The sequence below is a fragment of the Rhodococcus sp. CH91 genome (assembly GCF_022554085.1).
Lineage (GTDB): Bacteria > Actinomycetota > Actinomycetes > Mycobacteriales > Mycobacteriaceae > Rhodococcus.
Genome location: NZ_JAKFYR010000002.1, coordinates 21114 through 38799 on the forward strand (window position 1 = coordinate 21114; position 17686 = coordinate 38799).

Below are 17686 nucleotides of genomic sequence, written 5' to 3' on the forward strand. Positions count from 1 at the left end.
TCCGGCGCTCACCCGTGCAGGCGGGTGAGCGCCCGCCGGACCACCGCGGGATCGGTCGTCTCCCAGAAGGGCGGCAGGGACGCGCGGAGGTAACCTCCGTACCGCGCGGTCGCGAGACGCGAATCCAGTATCGCCACCACACCGCGGTCGCTGGTGCTGCGCAACAGTCGCCCGACCCCCTGCGCGAGCAGCAGAGCGGCGTGGTTCGCGGCGACCGCCATGAACCCGTTGCCACCGCGCGCCTCGACGGCGCGTTGCCGGGCGACGAGCAGCGGATCGTCCGGTCGCGGGAACGGGATGCGGTCGATGATCACCAGCGACAGCGACGGCCCCGGCACGTCGACGCCCTGCCACAGCGACAGGGTTCCGAACAGGCTCGTCGCCTCGTCGGCTGCGAACTTCTCGACCAGCGCGCCCGTCGCGTCGTCGCCCTGGCACAGGATCGGGGTGCCGAGGCGCTCCCGGAGCGCTTCGGTAGCGGCCTTGGCGGCCCGCATCGAGGAGAACAACCCGAGGGTCCGTCCCTCGGCCGCGGTGACGAGTTCGGCGATCTCGTCCAGATGCGAGGGCGGCAGACCGTCGCGTCCGGGCGGGGTGAGATGTTTGGCGATGTAGAGGATCCCGGACTTGGCGTGATCGAAGGGCGAACCGACGTCGATGCCGTTCCAGGCGAGATCGCCCTTGTCGGACGGTGGTTCGGCGCCGGACGCCGAGGTGGTGTCGCTGCGGCCGGGCGCCTGCGGCGGAAGCCCCCAGTTGACCGCGAGCCCGTCGAAGGATCCACCCACCGTGAGTGTCGCGGAGGTGAGGATCACCGTGGACTCACCGAACAGCCGGCTGCGCAGCAGACCCCCGACCGACAGCGGCGCGACCCGCACGGTACGGCGGACGTTGCCGCGGAACTCGTCGGCGGCGAGCCACACCACGTCCGGACGTTGCGAGGGGTCGCGCTGCTCGAAGGTGGTGAGCACCCGGACGGCGCAGTCGTGCACCTCGTCGATCTCCGCCAGCGCCTGGCTGCGGGCCGCGGCGACCTCGGGATCGGTGCCCGGTTTCGCCGGTCCGATCGCCGTGTGCACGGCCCAGGCGGCGTCGCGGATGGAGGCCAGCGCGGCAGCGGCACCCTCGGGCAGGTCGTCCCAGCGCCCCGGGGGCAGCTCCTCGAGGAAGGACTCCCAGTTCTCGGCGGCACCCTCGAGCCGGTCGATCTCCTCGTCCTCGACGAGTTTGACGCAGCGGCGCGCGGCCGCCGAGACCGTTCCCGACGACAGTTCGGCGGTCGCGACGTTCGTCACCCGGTCGACAAGCTCGTGGGCCTCGTCGACGACCACGACGTCGTGCTCGGGAAGAATCGAGATACCGGTGATCGCGTCGATCGCGAGCAGGGCGTGGTTGGTGACGACGACATCGACCTGCGCGGCCTCGGCGCGCGCGATCTCGGCGAAGCAGTCCTCGCCCACCGGGCAGCGCGACTTGCCGAGGCATTCGCGGGCCGTGACGCTCAGCTGGCGCCAGGCCTGGTCGGAGACGCCGGGGGAGAGGTCGTCGCGATCGCCGGTCTCGGTGGTGGACGACCACTCGGTCACCCGCTTCACCTCGCGGCCGATGCGCGACAGGGCGAACGCGTCGAACAGTCCTGCGTCCGGCGTCTCCTCCGCGAGCCCGGTGTGGATCTTGTTCAAGCACAGATAGTTTCCGCGCCCCTTGAGGATCGCGAAACGGGGACGCCGGCCGAGGGAACCGGTCAGGGCGTCGGCGAGCCGGGGCAGGTCGCGCTCGACGAGCTGCCGCTGCAGCGCGATCGTCGCGGTCGAGACCACCACTGTGCGTCCGGTCTTCACCGCGTACCGGATGCTCGGCACGAGATAGGCCAGCGATTTGCCGGTGCCCGTCCCGGCCTGCACGGCAAGATGCTCACCGGTGTCGATGCTGTGCGCGACGGCCGAGGCCATCGTCAGCTGGTTTCGCCGTTCCTTCCCACCCAGCGCGTGCACCGCGGTTCGCAGCAACTCGGGGACTTCGGGGAGATCCGGCACCGGCACAGGGTATCGGTCCCCACCGTCACGTCCGGTCCGTGACCCTCCCGGTTGTGATCCCGGGGACATCGGTGGCGATGTCGACCCCGGCCGCCCGCATCCGGTCGAGGGCCACGCGGATCGTGGTCTCCGAGACGCCGGCCGTGCAGGGCAGGAGCACGCGCACCCCGAGGCCCTCCGCGATCCCGTCGAGAGCCGTCGCACGCACACAGTGGTCGGTCGCGATACCCGCGATGTCCACCTCCGTCACGCCGCGTTCGCGCAGCCACACGGCCAGCGGCGTGGCATCGTCGTCGGCACCCTCGAAACCCGAATAGGCGGCCTCGTAGGCACCCTTCGAGAAGACGGCACCGAAGGGATACGACGCCAGCTCGGGCCGGAGGTCGGCGCCGGGCGTGCCGGCCCGGCAGTGCGGGGGCCACGAATCGACGAAATCGGGTTCGGTGGAGAAGTGCGGACCCGGATCGATGTGGTGGTCGCGGGTCGCGACGACGTACGCGTAGTCGTCGCCCGACGAGCGGAGCAGCCGCGCGAGATCGGACGCCACCGCAGCGCCACCAGCCACGGCGAGCGAGCCGCCCTCGCAGAAATCGTTCTGGACGTCGACGACCAGCAGTGCGCGCATCGCACTCACCTCTCCCGGACGAATCGGGTGGGGATCGCGGGATCCCCGGCCGAGAGCGTCAGCCCCTCCCACGGCAGACTCACCATGCCCTGCCGGAGGAACTCCCGGCTCTCCTCCAGCGTAGGCAGACCCTCGACCGGATCGCCGGCGCGGACCAGTGGAATCGTCAACGGGTGCACCTGCGAACCCTCGCCGGGCGGGACCTGCGCGGCACGCGCGGGATACACGACCTCCTCGACGAGCGTGCCCGTCCGCCGCGCGTAGCGCACGGCGTTCTTCGCGCCGCCGCGGGATTCCTTCGCCGCGCTGCGCTTCTCGACCGGTATGCCGTCGACCTCCACGAGTTTGAAGACCATCCCGGCGGTGGGGGCGCCCGAACCGGTGACCACCGAGGTGCCGACTCCGTACCCGTCGACAGGTTCGGCACGCAGACCCGCGATCCCGTACTCGTCGAGGTCGCCGGACATCACGATCTTCGTGCGTGTCGCGCCGAGCCCGTCGAGCTGCTCGCGGACCTGACGTGCCAGCACACCGAGATCGCCCGAATCGATGCGTACGCCACCGAGCTCGGTACCGGCCACCTCGATCGCGGTCTTCACGCCCTCGGTGATGTCGTAGGTGTCCACGAGCAGGGTCGTGCCGACCCCGAGGCTCTCGACCTGACTGCGGAAGGCCGACGCCTCGTTGCGCCCCTCCGTCGTGGTGTGGAGCAGGGTGAACGCGTGCGCGGCGGTACCGGCAGCCGGGATTCCGTACCGCTGCGCCGCCTGTAGGTTCGACGTGGAGTCGAAACCCGCGAGATAGGCAGCGCGGGCAGCGGCGACCGCGGCTTCCTCGTGGGTGCGCCGCGACCCCATCTCGATGAGGGTGCGGCCGTCGGCCACGCTGACCATGCGGGCCGCCGCGGAGGCGACGGCACTGTCGTGGTTGAAGATCGACAGGGTGAGCGTTTCGAGCAGGACACACTCGGCGAAGGTGCCGCTCACCGACAGGATCGGGGAGCCCGGAAAGTAGAAGTCGCCCTCGCGGTAGCCGTCGATGTCACCGGAGAACCGGAAATTGCGCAGCCACTCGACGGTCCGCGGCGCCAGGAAACCGGCAGCCAGCTCCAGTTCGGACTCGTCGAACCGGAAGGACTCGAGCGCCTCGATCAGCCGGCCCGTACCCGCCACCACCCCGTACCGGCGACCGGCGGGCAGGCGCCGGGCGAAGACCTCGAACACGCACGGCCGGTCGCCCGAACCGTCCGCGAGCGCCGCCTCGAGCATCGTCAGCTCGTATTTGTCGGTGAACAGTGCGGTGCCGGAACGACCGGCACGGAGAATGGCATCGGGCACCCGATCACTCTAGAGCCACGGGTGCAGGCACGGGTTTTTCATGGTGCTCCGAGGTCGTACCCTTGTCCCATGGCGCCGTGTACGACAACCCCGCTCGACGTCGGGTCGCTCGACATCCGTTCCATGGCCGGACAGGCTGTGCCGGCAGAAGCCGAGATCGTCGAGGAAGTCGAGGCCGTCGACCGGCCCTGGGTCACCGTGGTCTGGGACGATCCGGTCAACCTGATGCACTACGTGACGTTCATATTCCAGAAGCTCTTCGGGTACAGCAAGGCGAAGGCCACCGAACTGATGCTCAAGGTCCACAACGAGGGCAGGGCGGTCGTGTCCAGCGGTTCGCGTGACAAGATGGAACACGATGTGCAGCGTCTGCATGCCGCCGGTCTGTGGGCGACGATGCAACGCGACGAATGATCCCCACAGGAGGACCCGACCGACGTGCGGCAGTGGACCAGGAAGAACTCTCTCAGCGGCCCGAAGTTCAGGTCGGAGATGGACGCTCACGAGGCCTCGGTGCTGCGGTCCCTCGTTTCCTCCGTGCTCGGCATGCTCGAGGACCGCGCCGGCCAGACACCGCAGGACGACCTCGCGGCGTTGACAGGTCTGCGGACCGGTAACGCGACTCCTCCCGAGATCCCGGCGCTGCGCCGCCTCCTGCCCGACTTCCACCGCCCGGACTCCGAATCCGTCGCCAACACCGACGACGAGGCCGCGGACATCAACGGTGCCATGCGGAGCCTGCACGAGCCGAGCATCATCGACTCCAAGCTCGCGGCCGGCGCGGTCATCCTGCGCACCGTGCCCGAAGGGGGCGGCAAGGTCGTACTCAACCCCGAGCAGGCCGAAGCGTGGCTGTACGGACTCAACGACGTACGGCTGGCGCTCGGCACCACACTCGGGATCGACGCCGACACTCCCGACGTCCTCGACGACGAGGATCCGCGTGCCCCGCACCTCGACGTCTACCACTGGCTGACATGGATGCAGGACTCCCTCGTACAGGCACTGCAGCCGTGATGACCGTGCAGGTACTGCAGCCGTGATGACGGTGGGACCGACCGACTCGCTGCTCGACGTCGCGGGTCTGAGCGTCGGTCACTGGCAGCGGCTCGATCCCGACGTGACCCTCGGCACACCCGAGAGCCCCGGCACGGGTGCCGCGACCGGATGCACTGTCGTGCTCGCCGACCCCTCGGCCGTCGCCTCGGTGGACGTACGTGGCGGGGGGCCGGGCACACGGGAAACCGATCTGCTCGACCCCAGCCATTCGGTGCACCGTGTCGACGCGATCGTCCTCACCGGCGGCAGCGCGTACGGGCTCGCCGCCGCCGACGGAGTGATGCGCCATCTCGAGGAGAGCGGCAGGGGGATCCCCATGGGAGCTCCCGGCGCGGTGGTCCCGATCGTCCCCGGTGCCGTGATCTTCGACCTGCCGGTCGGGCAGTGGTCCGTACGTCCGACCGCCGAATCCGGATATCTCGCCGCCGCCGCCGCGAGTTCCGTGCATCTCGAACGTGGAAGCGTCGGTGCCGGTACCGCCGCCCGGGCCGGCGCGCTCAAGGGTGGTGTGGGATCGGCGAGCGTGCGGATCACCGACGGTCCCGCGGCGGGCGTCACCGTGGCGGCGCTGATGGTCGCCAACCCGGTCGGCTCGGTGTTCGACAGCGCCACCGGTCTGCCGTGGGGTGTCGATGCCCGCCGGGCCGAGGAACTGGGCCTGTCGTCGCCCTCCGCATCGGATCTCGCCGCAGCCAGGAGCCTCGCCGACAAGGGCACCGTCCTCAACACCACCATCGGTGTGGTCGCCACCGACGCGCCGTTGTCGAAGGCCGCATGCCGCCGGGTCGCGGTCACCGGCCACGACGGTCTCGGCCGGGCGGTGCGTCCCGCCCATTCCCCGCTGGACGGGGACACCGTCTTCGCCCTGGCGACCGGCACCGCGGAGATCTCGGAGACTCTCCGCGAGATGCCGTCGATCCCGGCGTTCGCCGCCGAACTTCCGGTCCTCGCCGCGGTCTGCGAGGCCGCGGCCGTGGTGGTCGAACGGGCGATCGTCGACGCCGTCCTCACCGCGACATCCGTGGCCGGGATCCCGGCCTACCGCGACGTACTGCCGTCGGTCTTCGGTCGCTGATCCCCTCGGGCGTCCCGGTCGGAGACCACCCCTTCCGTGAAGTCGCGGCAGAATGGTCCCATGACTGTTCCCACCGGCACCGGCACCGGTGCCGACACCGGACCGCGTCCGATCTGGCAGCGTGCCGCTCTGTGGATCGGCGGCTTCGTCGCGATGCTCTACGGCATCGAAGCCGCCGACACGGTGCTTCCGGCCGATCTCGATGCGGCCGGTGTCGAACCCCGTACGGCCGACGGGCTGTGGGGGATCCTGTTCGCCCCGATCCTGCATGCGGACTGGGCACACCTGACGGCGAACACCGTCCCCGCTCTCGTCCTCGGATTCCTCGTTCTGCTCTCGGGGATCGGGCGCGGTATCGCCGCGACCGTGATCGTCTGGGTCGTCGCCGGACTGGGGACATGGCTGGTCGCCGGGTCGGGTGAAACCCACATCGGCGCGTCGAGCCTCATCTTCGGCTGGCTCACCTATCTGATCGTGCGCGGTGTCTTCACACGCAAGGCGGGACAGATCCTGCTCGGTGTCGTGGTGCTGTTCCTCTACGGCGGAATGCTGTGGGGAGTGCTGCCCAGCGAACCGTGGATCTCGTGGGAGGGGCATCTGTTCGGGGCGCTCGGCGGCATCCTCGCAGCGTGGCTGTTGTCGGCCGATGCCCGGCGTGCCCGTCGTGCCGGCGCCGCCGCGCCCGTCCTCCCACGCTGACCGTTCGCACACAGTCGCAGGACGCTCCCGGAGGATCTGCGCGTCACACCCTCGCAGCTACTGTGAGTCTGCGCCGCAATACTCGCGTTGGCTTCATTGCGGGACCTTCGACATGGCAGCATGGCCTCATGCGCATGACCGTTCTGGGGTGCTCGGGCAGTGTGGCCGGGCCGGATTCCGCCGCCTCCGGCTACCTGCTGACGGCACCGGACACCCCACCCCTGGTCATCGACTTCGGTCCCGGCGTTCTCGGGGCACTCCAGCGCCACGCCGATCCCGGCGAAGTGTCGATCCTGTTGTCCCACCTGCACGCCGACCACTGTCTCGATCTGCCGGGTCTTCTCGTCTGGCGCCGTTACTCGCCGTCCCCGCCGCGGGGACGGGTCGTCACCTACGGTCCCGCCGGCACCGCCCATCGCATCGGCGTCGCATCCGCCGAAGTGCCCGGTGATGTCGACGACGTGAGCGACACCCTCGACGTCCGCCTGCTGAACGACGGCGAACGGATCCGGTTCGGGAGCCTGACCATCTGCCCGGGGCGCGTCCATCATCCGCCGGAGGCCTACGGTTTCCGCATCACGAGCGATTCCGGCCGCACCCTCGTCTACACCGGCGACACCGGGATGTGCGAGTCCGTCGTCGAACTCGCACGCGGGGCGGACGTGCTCCTGGCCGAAGCGTCGTGGACGCACGCGCCGGGGGAGCGCCCCGAAGGTGTCCACCTGTCCGGCACCGAAGCGGGTCGCGTGGCCGCTCTCGCCGGCGTCGGTGAACTCCTCCTGACCCACATCCCGCCGTGGACCTCCCGCGAGGACGTCATCGCGGAGGCGAAGAGCGAATACTCCGGCCCGGTCCACGCTGTCTCGGCCGGAGACGTGTACCGCATCTGAGAGCCCTCCGCCCGGATCGCCTAGGCTCGAACGCGTGACGACACGAGAAGACGGCAGAGCGGACGACGAACTCCGGACCATCCGCATCACCCGGGGTTTCACCAATCATCCGGCGGGTTCGGTGCTCGTCGAATTCGGGCAGACCCGCGTGATGTGCACCGCCAGCGTCGAAGAAGGCGTTCCGCGGTGGCGCAGGGGATCGGGGCTCGGCTGGGTGACCGCGGAATACGCGATGCTTCCCGCCGCCACCCACACCCGGAGCGGACGCGAATCGGTCAAGGGCAAACTCGGTGGGCGCACCCAGGAGATCAGCCGGCTGGTGGGCCGCTCGCTGCGCGCGTGCATCGACCTCGCGGCGCTGGGTGAGAACACCATCGCGATCGACTGCGACGTGCTGCAGGCCGACGGGGGTACCCGCACCGCTGCGATCACGGGCGCATACGTCGCCCTGTGCGACGCGGTGACCTGGCTCCGCGCGGCGGACCGTCTCGCCGACCCCCAGCCCATCTCGTGTCAGATCGCCGCGGTCAGCGTGGGTGTGGTCGACGGACGTGTCCGCCTCGACCTTCCCTACGAGGAGGACGTGCGCGCCGAGGTCGACATGAACGTCGTCGCTACCGAGACCGGCACCCTCGTCGAGGTCCAGGGCACCGGGGAAGGCGCGACCTTCCCGCGTTCGACGCTCGACGCGATGCTGGATTCCGCGCTCGCAGGTGTCGAGGAACTCTGCCGGATCCAGCGCGACGTGCTCGCCGAACCGTATCCGGGTTCACTTCCCGAACCCACCGTGCCGGAGATCGTCAAGAAGAAGTTCGGAGTCTGACGTGCGCGTGCTGGTCGCGAGCCGCAATGCCAAGAAGCTGCGCGAGTTGCAGCGAGTTCTCGACAGGGCCGGGATCGCCGGCATCGAACTCGTAGGCCTCGACAGCGTGCCGCCCTATCCCGAGGAGCCCGAGACCGGGGAGACCTTCGAGGCGAACGCCGCCGCCAAGGCGCGGGACGGTGCTGCCGCGACCGGAATGCCGTGCGTGGCAGACGATTCCGGTCTCGAGGTCGACGCGCTCCGCGGTATGCCCGGAGTGCTGTCGGCGCGCTGGAGCGGCCGCCACGGTGACGATCCGGCGAACACCGCGCTGCTCCTCGGGCAACTGCAGGACGTACCGGACGACCGGCGCGGCGCAGCCTTCGTCTCGGTGTGCGCGCTCGTGGTGCCCGCGGACGACGGGGTCGTCACGACGATCGCGCGTGGCGAGTGGCGCGGCAGCATCGTGCGTGAACCGCGCGGCGAGAACGGTTTCGGTTACGACCCCGTGTTCCTCCCGGAAGGCGAGGATCGCACGGCGGCGGAACTGTCCGCGGAGGAGAAGGACGCACATTCGCATCGAGGACGGGCACTTGCGCAACTCGTGCCCGCCCTCGCTGCGCTCGCTGCGGTGCCCTAGCGCGCGCCGGCCTGGGTTCCCGGCTGTTCGAGGATCGGGTCCTCGGCACCGGCGTCCTGCCTCACCCGTACCGGCGCTTCCGGTTCGGCCGGTTCGGCGAGCTCGTCCCCACGGGAGAGCTCGCCGCCCACCACGGGCCAGCCCGCTGCCACGAGATGTTCACGGACCCGTTCGACGTCCTCGGGGTTCGGCTCCTCGTGGATCACTCCGGCCACGATCTTCCGCAGGGTGTCGTGGTCGACCGGCCGTTCCGGGTGTTCGTAGGCCGTTGCCGCCGCCGTCTCGATGGCTTCCAGGAGTTCCTCGTCCGTGAGACGGCGTTTGAGAACGGCGAGCAGGGCGAAATGATCCTTGGCCGGAATTCCTTCGGGATAGCCCGCCCGCAACCAGTCCAGTACTGCACGTGGATTCCATCGCGCCATCGTCGCCTCCTCGCTCACTGCCCGACCGGGCACTTCGTGGCCGAAGCGTCCGGCGGAACCTCCTGTCGAAGTCACAGGATTCCCGCCACGATAGCGAGGGACACCCTCTGTGCGCGCGTCGAGGGCACGATCGATCAGGAGGTGGTCATGTCCTGCAGATATGCCGTGACCATGGCCGTGAGTTCGTCGGCCACCGTGTCCCGATCCACCGGGGGACGGTCGAGCACGTAGGAGACGGCGACGTTCTCGACCGTGCGCACGAGCATCCACGCGATCGCCTCCACCGGACGGGTGCCGCGTCCGCGAAGCCGGAACCGCAGCCACATGGTGAGCAGGTCGTCGATCCTGCGTTCGAACTCCGCGAGTCTGCTGTCGGGGGAGCGCGGCAGTTCTTCGATGAGCACCCGCAGAAGCCGGGGATTCTCGCCGAGCGCGTCGAGCAGTTCGCGCATCGTGTCGCGGACGGACACGGGGGTGGGTGGCCCTTCCAGAGCATCGGCGAACACGCGCGAGATGCGAGCATGCAGCGCGTCCGTCCAGCGATCCACCACCTCGGCGACGATCGCGTCCTTGTCCGGGAAGTACTGATACAGCGAACCCGGACTGATCCCCGCAGCACGGGCGATCCGGTTCGTCGACGCCCCTTCGTAGCCGTTCTCCAGCAGAACGGTGCGGCCCGCGGTGATGATCCGCTCGACCATCGCCCGGGAACGGTCCTGCTGCGGCATACGCCGTCGACGTCGGCCCGTGGCACTCATCGCCGGACCGGAAACGCGAATTGAACGCGAGCTCGAACTCGTGTGACCATCGGCTCATGGTGACACAGGAGTTGCTACGAGACGAGAGCACCCGCCCGTATCCCGCCCGGTACGAAGGCAACCGCTCCCGTAACGAGCGCATCGGGAAACCGCTGAAGCAGTTCGCCCGGATCGGCGAGGTGGACGAGCAACTGCTGGATCGCATCGGACGACGGATGTTCGCCCGCGACGAGGTGGGGGCGGCGCTCGTCCGCGGGATGCGCCGAGATCGTGACGATCCCGAACGCGTCACCATGAAGCAGTTCCACCAGGCACTGGAACACGGCATCGATTCCGTGGCCGATGCGCCCGCCGCGCTGCGTGAGTATTTCGCCGTCGTCGACACCGTTCCCGAGTGGGTCGACCGGGATCTCCTCGAGAAGGGAGCACGGGCGTTCCGAAGAATGGGCCGCACCCGCAACGACGTGCTGCTCCAGCTGTCGCTCATCGGCGGTTACCGGTTCGGCGGGCCCCCCGACCTCCTCGTCGAGACCGGGGGCCTGACCGGTTCCACCGCGATGCGCAGACTCGGCGAGACCCAGAAGTGGGGCACCGCTGTCGGCGAGCCCGGTGGCATGCGCCGCGACGGGGACGGTTTCAGACTCACCGTGCACGTGCGCGCGATGCACGCGCTCGTCAACCACCGCTTCGAGACCAACGGCCGCTGGGATGTCGGCCACTGGGGCCTGCCCATCAACCAGACGGACCAGGCGGCCACCCTCGGACTGTTCAACGGCACCCTGCTGCTCGGCGCCCGGGCACTCGGGTACACCGTGAGCCGCGACGAATCCCGCGCCGTCATGCACCTGTGGAAGTACGTCGGCTGGCTCATGGGCGTCGACGAGGAGTGGTTGTTCGACTCCGAACGCGAGCAGCATCGCTTCAACTACCACGTGGTGCTCGTGCAGGACGATGTCACCCCGGCCGGCGCTGCACTGTCCCGCGCACTCGTGGACGGCCAGCGTACCCTCGATTACGGAAGGTTCTCGGAGCTCCGAGGTACCTACGAACGTCTGCGGCTGCTCAGCATGCTGCGCTTCTTCCTCGGCACGCAGGGCCTCGACGATCTCGGGCTGCCGACGGTCCCGCCCTGGGCGGTCGTTCCCGTGATCGCGACGAACGTCGTCAAATCACAGATCCTGAAGAGATGCGCCCCCGGGCGCCGACTGCTCGAGCACATCGGTGACCGGGCGGCGCGGCGCGAGCTTGCACTCAGATTCGGCACTGCGAAACCGGAGGTCGGCGCCCTCCAGCTGTGACGAGCCGGCGGGGGGAGGATCACGGAGATCCTCCCCCGGCCGGCTCGTTCGCTTCGGAGAACTCGCGACGCGGTCCTTACCGCGCGTATCAGCCCGCGTCGTGCGACGACAATTCGTCGCTCATCGCTCGTTCTGCCTCGTCGAGCGCCCACCGCATCTCGATGATCGTCCCGGTGGGTCCGGTCGAGACCTGGACATCGCTGGCCAGATTGCGGATCAGCGTCAGCCCGTGACCACGTGAACGCCGGGCGTCGCTGTCGACGGCATCGTGCCACGTCCCGTGATCGGTGACGCGCACGATCACCTCACCCTCACTCGGCAGGAACATCGCCTCGAAATCGAGCGTCCCGTGCAGGTCACCGGGGGCGTACGCATGCTCGACAGCATTCGCGAGCGCTTCGTAACTTGCGAGCAGGATGTCCTGCCGTCGGTCCTCGGCGAGGGGAAGCTTCGACAGCCACCGCCTCGTGACGACCCGCAGGCCTGCGATTTCGGTCGGGTCGGCTCGAACCCCCGACGAGCGAAGTCCGTCGGGGAAGAACGATGCTGACTCCTCAGGCGCAGACGACATGGCTCCTCGGTTCGTCGGGTACGGCGGTCTACTCGGAGACGCCGTTCGGCGTACCTCCGAGGCCGACGAGAGCGTCGTCGAGCTTCGGATGGATCGCCAGGACCTCCCCGAGGCCGAGCAGTTCGAGCGGACGTGCCGTGGCGCTTCCCTGGGCGACAACGGCGAAACCGACGGAGTCGGCAGCACGCTTGGACAACTCGACCAACAGAGCGATACCCATCGAGGCGAGGAAATCAACACCGCTGAGGTCGACGATCAATCCGGTGATGCTCTCGTCGAGAAGCCCCAGGGCTTCCTTCTCGAGCAGCGGGGCACTCGTCATGTCGACTTCGCCGTTGACGGACAGCACCGCCACGGAGCCGTTCCGGGCGGTCGAAAGGGTCATATGTGGATGCGCGGTCAGTGGATCGTTCACCTTCTCATCATGCAAGATCGTGCCGACAGATGCACACGTCGGTCCATCCGTGGTCGCGGTGACCCCCGGGAGCGCTGCGCCGCGCCCGCTGTAATGTTCCCGTCGAGCAGGAGGGAGGGGCGGGCCGAGTGGACGTGCACCGCGTACAGAGTGAGTCGGTTGAGCCACCTTCGTTGCTCCTCATCGAGGACGACCCCGGCGACGCGCTCATAGTGGAAGAGCTCGTCGTCGACAGTGCTCCCGAGATGAGCGTCGTGTGGGTGCAGACACTCGCACAGGCGCGCGACGAACTCGCCACGTCGACGCCCGATTGCGTGCTCCTCGACCTCCATCTGCCCGACGCGAGCGGACTCGAGGCGGTTGCCCGCATCCAGGAGATCACCGATTCGGTGCCCATCGTCGTCCTCACCGGTCTCGCCGAGGAGCAGACCGGCCTCGCCGCACTCTCGGTCGGTGCCCAGGACTATCTCGTCAAAGGACGCGTCGAGCCCGACCTGTTCGGTCGCGCCGTCCGCTACGCGATCCAGCGAAAGCACACCGAGATCGCGGCCGCGGAACTTCAGGCCAGCCAATTGCACGCGCAGGAGAACGCCCGCCTCGAGCGCGGCCTGCTTCCCTCCCCGCTGCTCCGGAACGGACAGGACTTCGACGTCGTCACCCGGTACCGGCCGGGCAGGTCCTCCGCACTGCTCGGTGGTGACTTCTACGATGTGGTCCAGACCGAGGACGGCACGGTGCACGTGCTCATCGGCGACGTCTCCGGTCACGGGCCCGACGAAGCCGCGCTCGGCGTGGGTCTGCGTATCGCCTGGCGCACCCTCGTGCTCACCGGTGTGGCCGGCCCCCGGCGCCTGCACCAGCTCGAGGAACTGCTCGTTGCCGAGCGGACCGAGAACAGGTTCTTCGCGTCGATGACCAACTTGACGATGCCCGCCCATCGACGCACTGTGGAGGTCATGAGGGCCGGGCATCCCGGCCTGCTGCTGCGTCATGCAGGAGACGTCGAATGGGTCGAAGCCCCGGGCGGTCCTGCTCTCGGCCTCCTGCCGGGCATGGCCACCTGGCCCGTCCACGAGGTGGAACTGCCCGAGGACGGCGCGATCGTGCTCTTCACCGACGGCCTGTTCGAAGGCCATCGTGGCCCCGGCCCCGAACGACTCGGTGAGGAAGGGCTCCTCGAGCTCGCGCGAGAACGCGCCCATCTGGCGCCGGCAGCCTTCATCGACGCGCTCATCGACGGCGCCGAGAAGCTCGCGGACAGTAGAGGGGGGCTGTCCGACGATGTGGCAGTCGTCCACGTGAAATGGAACAGGAAGTGATCACCACCGCATGACGAAGAGCGACGCAACGGCAGGGGCGCGGGACGTGCGTCGCTCGCCGGTCCGGGGGATGACGGTTCAGGGATGGTTCCTGCTCGTCCTGAGCGTGATGGGATTGCTGGTGGTCGTCGGTACCGTCGTCGGCAGCCACTACCTCCGGCAGACCACCGAGGTCTCCAACTACGTACGTGACCGGATCCAGCCCGCGCGAGCGGAGGCCTATCGGCTCCAGGGTGCGCTGCTGAACCAGGAGACCGGCGCACGGGGATACATCCTGGCCGCCGATCCCGATTTCCTTTCCCCGTACGAACAGGGCCGGCAGGAGGAAACAGCGGCGGCAGCCGAACTGCGTGCGCTGATCGGAGACGACGAGAAGCTGCTCGCCGACCTCGAGTCGATCGAAACGCACGCCGCGGAATGGCGCCGGGTGTACGCCGAGCCGCTTGTCGACGCCGTCGTGCCGGGTCGGCCGCAGTTCGTGGACCCCGCAGCCGTTGAAGCGGGGCGTGTCGCGTTCGACCGGCTCCGCGAAGCATTCGAGGTCCAGAACATCGACCTCGCGCAGGCCAAGGAATCGGGCATCGCCGCCCTCGACGACATCCGGAAGATGCGCGATCGGATCCTCGCCGGCATGGTCGTGGTGTTCCTGGTCACGGCGGTGGGCCTGGCCATCCTGCTCCAGACGCTCGTGGTGCGGCCGCTCCAGCGTCTGCGGCAAGCATCGCGTGCCGTCATCGCAGGGGAGAACTTCGATCATGAGATCGAACCGCAGGGCCCCGCCGACATCCGCGCTCTCGGTCAGGACGTCGAGGACATGCGCGAGCGCATCGTGCACGAACTGCAGGTCGCGCACGAACGTGAGGAACAGCTCGAGAACCAGACGACGGAACTGCGACGCTCGAACTCCGAACTCGAACAGTTCGCCTACGTCGCATCGCACGACCTGCAGGAACCGCTCCGGAAGGTGGCGTCGTTCTGCCAGCTGCTCGAGAAACGCTACGGCGACAAGCTCGACGAACGCGGCACCCAGTACATCGCGTTCGCGGTGGACGGCGCCAAGCGTATGCAGGTCCTCATCAACGACCTGCTGACCTTCTCGAGGGTCGGACGCGTCAGTGACGCACACGTGCGCACCGAACTCGATGTCACGCTCGACGCGGCGCTGACGAACATCTCGCACGCGGTCGAGGAATCGGGCGCGAAGATCTTCCGACCCGAATCTCTACCCGCGATCGTGGGTGATCCCACACTGATGATCATGTTGTGGCAGAACCTGCTCGGCAACGCGATCAAGTTCCGGCACGAGGACCGGCCCGTGGAGATCCGCATCGACTGCGAGGAGATCGGCGAGGGGGACGAGGCCGCCTGGCGATTCTGCGTGCAGGACAACGGCATCGGCATCGCCGAGGAGTTCGCCGACAAGGTGTTCGTGATCTTCCAGCGACTGCACGGCCGGGACGTCTACACGGGGACCGGTATCGGTCTGGCCATCTGCCGCAAGATCGTCGAATATCACGGCGGAGAGATCTGGCTCGACCTCGACTACCGGGAGGGCAGTCGCTTCTGCTTTACCATTCCGAAGGCAGGCGACGACATGTCTGCAACCGAAGTCGCTCTGAAAGGGGCATCAGTATGAGCGTTTCCGGGAGGCCGATCGACGTCCTCCTCGTCGAGGACGATCCCGGCGACGAGTTGATGACGCGTGAAGCGTTCGAGGACAACAAAATCGGCAACACCCTCCACGTGGTGCGCGATGGTGAGGAAGCGCTCGACTTCCTCTACAAGCGTGGGGCGCACAAGGATGCGCCGCGGCCCGACCTCATCCTGCTCGATCTGAACCTGCCCAAGTACGACGGGCGACAGGTCCTCGAACATGTGAAGTCCGACAACGATCTCACCGACATCCCCGTCGTGGTCCTCACCACCTCGGCAGCGGAGGAGGACATCCTGCGCAGCTACAAATTGCACGCCAACGCGTACGTGACGAAACCGGTCGATCTCGACCAGTTCATCCGCGCGGTGCGACAGATCGACGAGTTCTTCGTCCAGGTGGTGCGGTTGCCGGGGCGCTGAGCCTGCAGACTGTACAGACGACATCGGGCGGATCCAGCAGGATCCGCCCGATTCGTGTGTGGGGAGGTCGTGGCTCAGACGCCGAAGTCGGCCTTGACCTGCTGGGTGCGCTTGTGTTCGACGAAGAACGACAGGAACGGGATCGTGCCTGCGAGAAGCGTCCAGACGGTGCGGGCGATGGGCCAGCGCACCTTGATCGACAGATCGAAGGTGAGCACCAGGTAGATCGCGTACACCCAGCCGTGGACGATCGCGATCCAGGCCGGCACGTTCTCGATGCCGATGATGTACTTGGCGACCATCTCACCGGTGAGGATCAGCAGCCAGATACCGGTCGCGTAGGCGAGCACGCGGTAACGCAGCAGCGCGGACCGGATCTTCTTCCGATCGGCATCGCTGACGACGCGCGGTGTGGTGCCCTGGCCGGACGCCTGCTCGGGGGTCGTGCTCACTGAGCGCTCCTATCGGACCTGCGCGCGAGCTGCGCGAGGTACTCGTTGTACTCGTTGATCTGCCGTGCGTCGGGATCGCTGTCTTCCTCGGCCCTCGCCTCCGCGAGTGTGCGCGGGCGGGTGGGAAGAAGGTCCTCGGGAATCTCGCTGGGTTCGTCCGAGTCGGACGGGCGACGACCGCCGGTACTCTCGGCTTCCTTCTCCTCGGCCTCGAGGCGGACGAAGCGCCGGTAGGCGTAGACGCAGAAGAAGGCGAAGGCCGGCCACTGGAGGGCGTAGCCGAGGTTCTGGTAGGTGCCGCCCACCTGTTCGAATGCCGTCCACTGCCAGTAACCGAGGCCGAGGCACACCGCCGCGGCCACCAGAACCAGGACGATCAGGGCCAGTCGGCGGGGAGGACGATACTCGGACACGTCCTCGACGGTACCCGAGCGGTGCACCGACCTGCCAAGACGGTCGGTGCACCGTGGGTGAGGTCACGTGGTGCGCGAGGGGGGATTCGAACCCCCACGTCCTGAGGACACTGCGTCCTAAGCGCAGCGCGTCTGCCGTTCCGCCACTCGCGCGTCACGGACACAATACGTCACGAGAGCGGGTTGTTCTTGCTGAAGGTGAAGCGGCGTCGGCCGGCCCACGTCGGCGTCTGACTGTGGCAGTTGGGGCACAGGAATCGGACATTCTCGGGCCGCGAGTCGTTCGGATTTCCGTCGACATGATCGACGTGGAAGACCAATGTGTTCCCGCACCACAGCGGCTCGGTTCCGCACCCTTCGCACTTGTGCGGTCGGCCGGATTCGATGAGAGCCCGGCGTAACAGATGGGGTTTGGTGCGTGCAGAGCCTGCGGGGGTCTCGACGAGGATCGTGGTCCAGTGTCGCTTGACCACGGCCCGGCGGGAAGTCGTGGTCGACCGGTGAAATGAGATGTATCGATGCCGAGTGCTCTGATCCTGCGGCTGAGATGCGTGTGGTGACCGCCGTTCGGCTTCAGTCCGAAATAACGCATCACTTCGGCGAAGTTGGTGCTGTCGCGCACCGCCTCTTCGAGCATCTCTTTCGTGTACTTGACCCGCCGCGTCATATCGCCCCCCTCGAATGTGTGTTCGATTCGAGCGGAAGGCTATCCCGGCTGTCCGACAGCCTCGGGTCGCCGGATGCATGCGATCGCGCCGTCGTCAACAGGTAACGATTGTATAACGAAAAACGTGAGGGTTTC

The 17686-nt window shown here is 68.0% G+C and carries 19 protein-coding genes, 1 tRNA gene and 1 pseudogene; 11 read left to right on the forward strand and 10 right to left on the reverse strand.

The window, feature by feature from the left end:
* Positions 1–8: 8 nt before the first annotated feature.
* From MOM01_RS03715 to MOM01_RS03725, 3 genes are read right to left on the reverse strand one after another with little or no spacing between them, the layout of a single operon-like run.
* Positions 9–2036, reverse strand: a complete 2028-nt coding sequence (locus tag MOM01_RS03715) for an ATP-dependent DNA helicase (protein WP_241384070.1) — start codon at positions 2034–2036, stop codon at positions 9–11.
* A 25-nt stretch (positions 2037–2061) separates the two neighbouring features.
* Positions 2062–2661 carry an isochorismatase family protein gene (locus MOM01_RS03720; RefSeq protein ID WP_241384071.1) on the reverse strand — a complete coding sequence of 200 codons (600 nt, stop codon included), beginning with the start codon at positions 2659–2661 and terminating at the stop codon, positions 2062–2064.
* A 5-nt stretch (positions 2662–2666) separates the two neighbouring features.
* Positions 2667–3998 carry a nicotinate phosphoribosyltransferase gene (locus MOM01_RS03725; protein ID WP_241384072.1) on the reverse strand — a complete coding sequence of 444 codons (1332 nt, stop codon included), beginning with the start codon at positions 3996–3998 and terminating at the stop codon, positions 2667–2669.
* A gap of 69 nt (positions 3999–4067) precedes the next feature.
* Here MOM01_RS03725 and clpS point away from each other — a divergent pair, with 69 nt between their 5' ends.
* The 7 genes from clpS to rdgB all read left to right on the forward strand — a co-directional run bounded on the left by clpS (position 4068) and on the right by rdgB (position 9163).
* Positions 4068–4412, forward strand: a complete 345-nt coding sequence (gene clpS, locus MOM01_RS03730; protein ID WP_241384073.1) for an ATP-dependent Clp protease adapter ClpS — start codon at positions 4068–4070, stop codon at positions 4410–4412.
* A 24-nt stretch (positions 4413–4436) separates the two neighbouring features.
* Positions 4437–5015, forward strand: coding sequence for an oxidative stress transcriptional regulator AosR (gene aosR / locus MOM01_RS03735; protein ID WP_241384074.1), 579 nt, complete (start codon positions 4437–4439; stop codon positions 5013–5015).
* 25 nt (positions 5016–5040) lie between these two features.
* Positions 5041–6132 (forward strand): P1 family peptidase, encoded by a 1092-nt coding sequence (locus MOM01_RS03740; protein ID WP_241384075.1) that lies wholly within the window; start codon positions 5041–5043, stop codon positions 6130–6132.
* 60 nt (positions 6133–6192) lie between these two features.
* On the forward strand, positions 6193–6831 hold the full coding sequence (locus tag MOM01_RS03745; RefSeq protein WP_241384076.1) for a rhomboid family intramembrane serine protease: 639 nt from the start codon (positions 6193–6195) through the stop codon (positions 6829–6831).
* A 128-nt stretch (positions 6832–6959) separates the two neighbouring features.
* Positions 6960–7721, forward strand: coding sequence for a cyclic nucleotide-degrading phosphodiesterase (locus MOM01_RS03750; RefSeq protein ID WP_241384077.1), 762 nt, complete (start codon positions 6960–6962; stop codon positions 7719–7721).
* Positions 7722–7755: 34 nt separating this feature from the next.
* Positions 7756–8544, forward strand: coding sequence for a ribonuclease PH (gene rph / locus MOM01_RS03755; RefSeq protein ID WP_241384078.1), 789 nt, complete (start codon positions 7756–7758; stop codon positions 8542–8544).
* A gap of 7 nt (positions 8545–8551) precedes the next feature.
* Entirely contained in the window at positions 8552–9163 is a 612-nt protein-coding gene (gene rdgB / locus MOM01_RS03760; RefSeq protein WP_241384613.1) for an RdgB/HAM1 family non-canonical purine NTP pyrophosphatase, read from the forward strand.
* A gap of 128 nt (positions 9164–9291) precedes the next feature.
* Here the strand turns inward: rdgB and MOM01_RS03765 are convergent.
* Positions 9292–9585: pseudogene (locus MOM01_RS03765) on the reverse strand (DUF3349 domain-containing protein); the annotation flags it as partial.
* 134 nt (positions 9586–9719) lie between these two features.
* Entirely contained in the window at positions 9720–10343 is a 624-nt protein-coding gene (locus MOM01_RS03770; protein ID WP_241384080.1) for a TetR/AcrR family transcriptional regulator, read from the reverse strand.
* A gap of 56 nt (positions 10344–10399) precedes the next feature.
* On the opposite strand from MOM01_RS03770, the gene MOM01_RS03775 reads away from it, so the two are divergent.
* Positions 10400–11641 (forward strand): oxygenase MpaB family protein, encoded by a 1242-nt coding sequence (locus MOM01_RS03775; RefSeq protein WP_241384081.1) that lies wholly within the window; start codon positions 10400–10402, stop codon positions 11639–11641.
* A gap of 88 nt (positions 11642–11729) precedes the next feature.
* Here MOM01_RS03775 and MOM01_RS03780 read toward each other — a convergent pair whose 3' ends face one another.
* Together MOM01_RS03780 and MOM01_RS03785 are read right to left on the reverse strand one after the other, a co-directional pair.
* Positions 11730–12212, reverse strand: coding sequence for an ATP-binding protein (locus MOM01_RS03780; RefSeq protein ID WP_241384082.1), 483 nt, complete (start codon positions 12210–12212; stop codon positions 11730–11732).
* Between the two features lie 28 nt (positions 12213–12240).
* Entirely contained in the window at positions 12241–12597 is a 357-nt protein-coding gene (locus MOM01_RS03785) for an STAS domain-containing protein (protein WP_241384083.1), read from the reverse strand.
* A 158-nt stretch (positions 12598–12755) separates the two neighbouring features.
* Here MOM01_RS03785 and MOM01_RS03790 point away from each other — a divergent pair, with 158 nt between their 5' ends.
* The 3 genes from MOM01_RS03790 (at position 12756) to MOM01_RS03800 (ending at position 16019) form a co-directional block, all read left to right on the forward strand.
* Positions 12756–13946 (forward strand): PP2C family protein-serine/threonine phosphatase, encoded by a 1191-nt coding sequence (locus tag MOM01_RS03790; RefSeq protein ID WP_241384084.1) that lies wholly within the window; start codon positions 12756–12758, stop codon positions 13944–13946.
* A 70-nt stretch (positions 13947–14016) separates the two neighbouring features.
* The gene (locus MOM01_RS03795; protein WP_241384614.1) at positions 14017–15582 is read left to right on the forward strand and encodes a sensor histidine kinase; all 1566 of its coding nucleotides are present in this window, start codon (positions 14017–14019) and stop codon (positions 15580–15582) included.
* The gene (locus MOM01_RS03800) at positions 15579–16019 is read left to right on the forward strand and encodes a response regulator (protein ID WP_241384085.1); all 441 of its coding nucleotides are present in this window, start codon (positions 15579–15581) and stop codon (positions 16017–16019) included. The genes MOM01_RS03795 and MOM01_RS03800 overlap by 4 nt, the downstream gene beginning before the upstream one ends.
* A 74-nt stretch (positions 16020–16093) precedes the next feature.
* Here the strand turns inward: MOM01_RS03800 and MOM01_RS03805 are convergent, their stop codons facing one another.
* From MOM01_RS03805 to MOM01_RS03815, 3 genes are all read right to left on the reverse strand, one after another.
* Positions 16094–16471 carry a DUF3817 domain-containing protein gene (locus MOM01_RS03805; protein WP_241384086.1) on the reverse strand — a complete coding sequence of 126 codons (378 nt, stop codon included), beginning with the start codon at positions 16469–16471 and terminating at the stop codon, positions 16094–16096.
* A complete protein-coding gene (locus MOM01_RS03810; protein WP_241384087.1) occupies positions 16468–16884 on the reverse strand; it encodes a transcriptional regulator in 417 nt (138 codons plus the stop codon). Before MOM01_RS03810 ends, MOM01_RS03805 begins: the two co-directional genes overlap by 4 nt.
* Before the next feature lie 68 nt (positions 16885–16952).
* Positions 16953–17037, reverse strand: a tRNA-Leu gene (locus tag MOM01_RS03815).
* Positions 17038–17686: the final 649 nt, after the last annotated feature.